The sequence below is a fragment of the Moraxella sp. CTOTU48268 genome (assembly GCF_032069585.1).
GTDB lineage: Bacteria > Pseudomonadota > Gammaproteobacteria > Pseudomonadales > Moraxellaceae > Faucicola > Faucicola cinerea.
Window position 1 is genome coordinate 1 of record NZ_DAMALV010000073.1, and the last position, 2851, is coordinate 2851.

The 2851-nt window shown below is 40.0% G+C and carries 3 protein-coding genes; 1 reads left to right on the top strand and 2 read right to left on the bottom strand.

Translation table 11 applies throughout. From position 1 onward, the window contains the following. Positions 1–73: 73 nt before the first annotated feature. Positions 74–754, bottom strand: a complete 681-nt coding sequence (locus RT143_RS12190) for a hypothetical protein (RefSeq protein WP_313093347.1) — start codon at positions 752–754, stop codon at positions 74–76. Between the two features lie 310 nt (positions 755–1064). Continuing rightward, positions 1065–1826 carry a sulfite exporter TauE/SafE family protein gene (locus RT143_RS12195; RefSeq protein ID WP_313093349.1) on the bottom strand — a complete coding sequence of 254 codons (762 nt, stop codon included), beginning with the start codon at positions 1824–1826 and terminating at the stop codon, positions 1065–1067. Between the two features lie 131 nt (positions 1827–1957). Here RT143_RS12195 and RT143_RS12200 point away from each other — a divergent pair, with 131 nt between their 5' ends. After that, on the top strand, positions 1958–2830 hold the full coding sequence (locus RT143_RS12200; RefSeq protein ID WP_313093351.1) for a LysR family transcriptional regulator: 873 nt from the start codon (positions 1958–1960) through the stop codon (positions 2828–2830). Positions 2831–2851: the final 21 nt, after the last annotated feature.

Genomic DNA, 2851 nt, shown 5'->3' on the forward strand with positions numbered 1-2851 from the left:
GTCTTAATATTTTTTCAGTAGTAGTCATAGAATAGACTTGAATTTGAACCGTCATGGTTTTATCAGAGACAGATTAACGACACCCTAACACCACATTGATTAATTTCTCAAAACTAACCGATAGCTGGACTTCATATAAATTTTCATTTTCTAGCTTATCAAATAGCGCTACCACGAAAACCGCTTGCCCTGATGGGAAAATATCTACTCGCCATTTAAAGCACTTTGATTCAGGGTTTTTACCAGAATACGTGGTACCAATATCAAGCGCGAACGAACACTTGGTTTTAAACCCAGCATTTTGCATCGTAGTAATAAATGCTTGAGCATCTGCTGCACTATGAACATTGATAAGCTTGGCTATCTGACCGATCTGTTGGATGATTCCATCAAACTCTACCTCATCAAAGGTGAACATACAACTCCAGACTGCTTTTGATAGGATTTGCTCAAAGGTGTAAACTGGTATTACATCCGTAATTAATGGCGTAGTATAAAAAGGCGTTTGCACCCCACCAATCTTATCAAAAATCTGTGCAATCCGTTCAGGGGTATAACTGCGGATTTGACTGGCAATCAAGTTGCCGTCATCGTCTGAAAGCTCATCAACATTACGCGCGGCAATTAACACAAAGTGCTGTTTGGTGACAAGAGACTCTAATAAACGTGCTTCACTAAACGGTGTCAATTTAACAATCATATCCTGAGTCTTGCTATCTAATGTAGTGATTGTTTGTTCTTGTGCTGAATTCATAGATTGAAATCCTATCAAATTTTTAATGGCAATTTATTATCCGATGAATTGTGCAATATACCAATACAGCCATTCATACTATACGACATTTTGTGTCGCTTTACTTTAAATAGTATTTAATCTTAGCGCGTGTTTCGCTTAGCTTAGTTTGCATGTAGGTTGTTTAGGGTGGTGTTGAAACCGATTTACTAGATAGCGAATGACAAAGTATTTATTACAATAATGCTTGTGATTAAAGGATCGTCGCAGTTGTAGCGCTTACAATGATTTAAAAACTGTGCATTACAAAGACATTTTGAGCAATTGACAATTAAAACAGCGTCAGTGCCATACGGGTGATTAATACCATCAAAAGTATTAAAAAAAACCATCGGATAAATCCATTACCATATCTAAGCGCCAAATGAACCCCAACGATAGATCCGCTTACATTACATAGCGCCACTAACCCACTGATATGCCATAAAACATGTCCTGACGGGATAAAAAATATCAATGCTGAGGTAAACGTCGCTAAATTTACTACCTTTGTATAAGCAGACGCTTGCACAAAATTAAATCCAAAGACTTTCACAAAGATAAATAGCAACAAACTGCCACTACCCGCCCCAAAAATACCATCGTAAAAGCCAATCAATCCGCCAAATAAAATGCCCAATACAATTTGCTTTAAGCCCCATGACACTTTAGTCTGCTCGGCGCCTAACGTCTTATTCATAAACGTATAAATCGCCATAACGATCAATAGCACAAACACCCCATAGCGCAGGAGGGTCTGTGGCACCTGATCGATTATGCAAGCCCCTAAAAATGCAAAAACAAAAGCTGACAGTAGCGTAGGGAGTAAAAGTTGCCACTTAAACGCAATATTAGGGATATATCTACCAATGGCACTGGCAGTACCGGCCCAAACGGCTAATTTATTAGTGCCTAAAATGGTGGCAATGCTTTGATGGGGTAGGGCATTTAATAAAGCAGGAATTTGAACGAGACCACCGCCACCGACACTGGCATCAATAAGGCCTGCACAAAAGGCAAACCCACCTAGTACTACCATGGTTGCATCTATCATTTCCATTACCCATTTTTATTAAAACCACAAAAAATACCTGCTATCAGGCTTAGCGCCTAAATTACGGTAATTGAATGATGAATACAAATGACTTATATTGAGTTGGTCATTCAGTAAAAGTGAATAGATCGATGGAATTATCACAGCTAAAAATGTTTAAAGCAGTGGCACAAACAGGCAGTATTGTAAAAGCCTCTGAGCGGTTACATTGCGTGCCTTCAAACATCACGACGCGTCTTAAACAGCTTGAGGATGAGCTTGGTACCCAATTATTTATTCGCCATGGTAGGGGGTTAGTCATTAGCCCAGATGGCATTACCTTTTTAAGCTACGTTGATCAGATTCTAGGCTTGTGTGACGAAGCGTGTCATGCGCTTGGCCCTACCGCTAGTCCTACCGGGACATTAAAAATTGGTGCGATAGAATCGTTTGCAACGGCGAGACTGCCAAAGCTATTAGCTGACTACCATGATCGTTACCCATCCGTCGATATTGATTTTAGTACAGGTACTTGGCAAATGCTGATCAAAGCGGTGAGTGATTTACAGTTAGATGGCGCCATCATCGCGGTTAAGCCTGATCAACCTGATATTAATTTTTTAGAGATTTACCAAGAAGCCTTGGTGGTGGTTGCCCATGCGTCGTTGGGTAGGGTGGGCTGTGCTCATGATTTACTACGTCAACCAATCTTTATGTGGCCAGTAGGTTGCCCTTATCGTGCTGCTTTAACGCATTGGCTAAGCTTACATCAAGTTGAGGTACAAATAACTAGCATTGCTAGCTACGCGACGATTTTAGCCTGTGTGAGTGCGGGCGCTGGTATTACTTTATTACCAAAAGCTGTATACGAGCAGTTTAAAGGGATAGGAAACTTACAATGTTATTGTTTTAACGATCTATTGCCTATTCATAGTTATTTTATTTGGAATCATCGCATACGGCATCATCCAGCAAGGCAAGCTTGGATTGATTTGTTAAAAGCATCTACTAGCCATGGGCTATAGTTTAATTGTTGACTTAAATAA

Bases quoted from the DNA above. Each gene is read 5' to 3' on its own strand.
- RT143_RS12190 (WP_313093347.1), bottom strand. From the start codon at position 754: ATGAATTCAGCACAAGAACAAACAATCACTACATTAGATAGCAAGACT.
- RT143_RS12195 (WP_313093349.1), bottom strand. From the start codon at position 1,826: ATGATAGATGCAACCATGGTAGTACTAGGTGGGTTTGCCTTTTGTGCA.
- RT143_RS12200 (WP_313093351.1), top strand. From the start codon at position 1,958: ATGGAATTATCACAGCTAAAAATGTTTAAAGCAGTGGCACAAACAGGC.